Here is a 3,545-nt window from a genome sequence, read left to right on the forward strand (position 1 = left end):
CAGGGCGGCGGTGCTCAGGCTGGTGATCTGGCCCTTGACCATGGCATCGATGAGATTAGAATCGATCACCGCTCTTCCGGTAACACGGATGTCGATCGATGAATGATCGATGGTGGCAATATACGCCTTTATCTGTTCAACGATTCGTTTTTGGCCGCTGGAACTGTGCTCGGAAATCCGCACGGAGATTCTGGCGTGGTCGTAGTCTCCATTGACGAAATCGTCGATATCGTCGGAATCATACACCAACATATATTGAGAAACCATCTCGGCACTAGACGGGATCTTGTAGTAACGGATGTTTTCGTCATGGAAAGAGGCGTTCATGTCCTTGAGGAAATCGACGAAGGACATCGTCTTATCGACATGTTCCACCGAATCGATAAATTGTTGCACACTTTCGATGAGCCTTAGATTTGCCGGCAATTTGAAGGCGTCCATGGTGTCCGCCTTGAATGAAACGTCCAGCGTTCCCACACCACTTAACCGCTTTTCTACAAAATCCAATGATTTTCTTACCGGGCTTGATTTTTTAAAAAAATCGATCAAATTGGTTTCCACCCGGACCAGACTGGCAGACCCCACAGACAGAATAACGACCAGGCAGCTCATGACCGCAATCGGTCGGTGGTGCCGGCGGACAGCCTTGCCTAAACCCTCGATTATTTTTCTCACGCCCTTACGCGATCCATTTTCTCGATAGATCGTCTCCGGCTGAAAGCACAAAAGCAGCGGCGGCAGCAAGAAAAAAGAGAAGATGAACTCGAATACCATACCGGCTGAAGCAACCCAGGCAAATTCTTTGATGGGAACGATATCGCTGAAAGAGAGGGACAAAAAACCAACCGCCGTAGTAAGGGTGGTCAGAAAACATGGCAAGGCAACCTTTTTAAGCACCTGGGCGAGCGCCTTATTTTTTTCTGGATATTTCTTCAAAATGCTTTTGTCCAGGTGTGAAAAAATATGGACGGTGTCGCACAAGGATAGCGCCATGACCAAAGGGATAACGATGCTGGTGACGTTGTTCAAGGTGATGCCGGTCAGGCCAAGCAATCCACGCGTCGCTGCAAGGCACACGGAAATATTGATCACGGTCAGCAGGGTTAGGCGGACATTTCTGAAGAACAACCAGGTGGTCAAGGCGATCAGCAAATAGGTGGCCGGGACAAAAACCATCATGTCCGCTTTTAGATATTGACTGAGGCTGAAATTGGTGGTGGTCCAGCCGCCCAGGTAAAAGGCCGGCACCTCGGCCTGATATTTCTTCAGCACCTGGTCGGTTGCAGAGAGCAGGCGCTGGCGATAATCTTCATCTTCGGGCCTGTCGTAGGCTTCCACCACAATCGCCGCCGTCCTGGCATCTTTGGGCAACAGGTTATTCACGTAAAGGTAGTTGTTGACGGCCTGCGCCCGCAAAGATGCCAGCACTTCCGGATCATCGGTTATCTCCTCAAGAAATTTACGCACCTCGAAGTAATCCGATTCGCCGATGATGTCGTCGACATTGGCCAGACTGGTGACGCTCTCTATCTCTTCAATAGCCTCAAGATCCCTGGTAATCCGGTCAAGCAGGGATAAATAGGGTTGAGAGAACAGAGGGTCGGCGTCAAAGGCGATGATGAAAAATTCGTCATTGCCGAATACGGTTTTAAATTGTTCGTAAAATGCCCGGTCCGCATCGTGTTCAAGTTTGAAGTAGTCAACGTTATTGACCGTTTTCACGGATGGGTTGTACACGGCAAACACTGCCGCAAAAATACATGAGACCACCAGAAATACCAACGGGTAGGAACAAACGGTGTCAAAACTGAAAAATGGGGGTTTTGACGGCTTGGATGGGTGGCTGATGTTTTTTTGGGCCGGGGTGGTTGGCTCGTCGATGGCCTCATCATAAATCCCGAGTGCCTCGAGTACAGCACCGACTTGGGCTTCATTCGCGGAGTCGGATGGAATGACGCCCCCATCGCCCACCTCATGGTTGCGCTCAAACGACCCCGATTGCCTTTGTATCTCTTCACATCTTACCTCGAACGCCTCGATGCAGGCATCTAATGCCTGTCGCACCGACGCTTTCAGATCAGGATGGCTTTTCAGGTAAGCGCGGGAATCCTTGATAAGTTGGCTATAAATCTGGTGGGCGTTTGCAAACAGTCCCTGCTTCAGGTAAAGTTCAGCTTCATTGACTTTTTTTTGGATGGCTTGGTTCAAGGGGAATTAGTCGCTGTTGGGCGGTGGATTATGGTTCATATCTGTTTACCCCAATGTTGCATAAACAATATTGAAAAAGGGTGCTAACCCGTGTCCGTCCAGAAATAGGCCAATTGGGTCGAGATCAAGGTTTACGAAAATTTTACCGGATTTAAAAAACGTTGGTATTCCCGGGCAGTGCCCGTAATTTTAACCCATCTGGTCAAGATGGTTAAGCCAGTCAGATTTGACGGCTCCGTAAGAAGTTCAATTTTTCACCATGAAGCGCCTGAAGATCATGAAGGAAATAAAAACATATAATCATACCAACTTCATGTTCTTCATGATGTAAATGAGAAATGATGCTTTGGCGACTTTGTACGGGTTCATCAGATTTATTTCCAAATCATTTTTTCTTTCAACCGTTCTATATGGGTGACCTGGATCGTCTCGGCACCTTCCCAGTCCACCAGTCCGTCCTCGGCCCAATGCGTCATCAAGGCTTGCATCTCCTTGCCACGGAATCCGCACTGGCTAGCCAGCCATTTCAGACTCACCGTTCGATTCGCCTCCCGAGACGCATCCAGGATGATGGTTGCCACCAGGGCTTCATGCGACTGATTTTTTTGATATCCTTCAACTTCCGTTCTGAGACGGCTGGCCAATATCTTGCAAAGTTGAATGGCCTTTTGATGGTCTGCACCGAGCTGCTGAAATAACTGCTCCCGGGTCCAGACCATCAGGTCAACCTCTTTGGAGTGGCAGATCACCGTGGCCGTCCGCGGGCCACCATCCATCAAAGACAGTTCACCGAACACTTGCCCCTGGCCCAGCAGCGGATTGCCTTCCGTGCCATCGCCGACCCCATCGACGCCGGCCCGCTGGGTCTGCTGGACACCGGGGTGCGCCAGGACCTCCACGGCACCACGCATGATCAAAAACGCGTCGGTACCGGGCTTTCCTTTCTCGATGATCGTTTCCCCCTGCCGATAAATACGCCGCTGGTTGCTGTCCTCAAAGAGGATTTGAAACGGATCCTGGGAAAACTCTCTGAGCCCCGGCGGCAGGTCGCCATAGTTGATGTGGATGGGCACCATGGACACTTGCAGTTCTTCAGAAAAAAAGGCCTCGGCGACCGCTTTGGCACCAAACCGCTCCAGCAGAGGCAAAATCGGGGGGTGCAAGGGGGCGATCAAGTGCTGCACGCCTCTTTTCTTGGTCTCACGAACGATCATTTTAAACAGCGCGGGTAATATGCCCCGGTGCCTGCGATAGCGTTCGGCGATGCACAACCAGCCGATGCTGGCAAACTTACCGGCAGCCCCTTGCATCAAGGGGCGGAAATCGTAATGCTCCAG

The 3,545-nt window shown here is 50.7% G+C and carries 2 protein-coding genes; both read right to left on the reverse strand.

Annotated elements, in window-relative coordinates; genetic code table 11:
* Positions 1–2,208: RND family transporter (locus ABYV26_RS23015; RefSeq protein WP_372683694.1), on the reverse strand; the 2,208-nt coding region annotated here is incomplete at its 3' end.
* A gap of 374 nt (positions 2,209–2,582) precedes the next feature.
* On the reverse strand, positions 2,583–3,545 hold a 963-nt coding region (locus ABYV26_RS23020), incomplete at its 5' end, for a Crp/Fnr family transcriptional regulator (protein WP_372683695.1).

It is taken from the genome of Desulfosarcina sp. (assembly GCF_041551955.1).
Taxonomy (GTDB): Bacteria; Desulfobacterota; Desulfobacteria; order Desulfobacterales; family Desulfosarcinaceae; genus Desulfosarcina.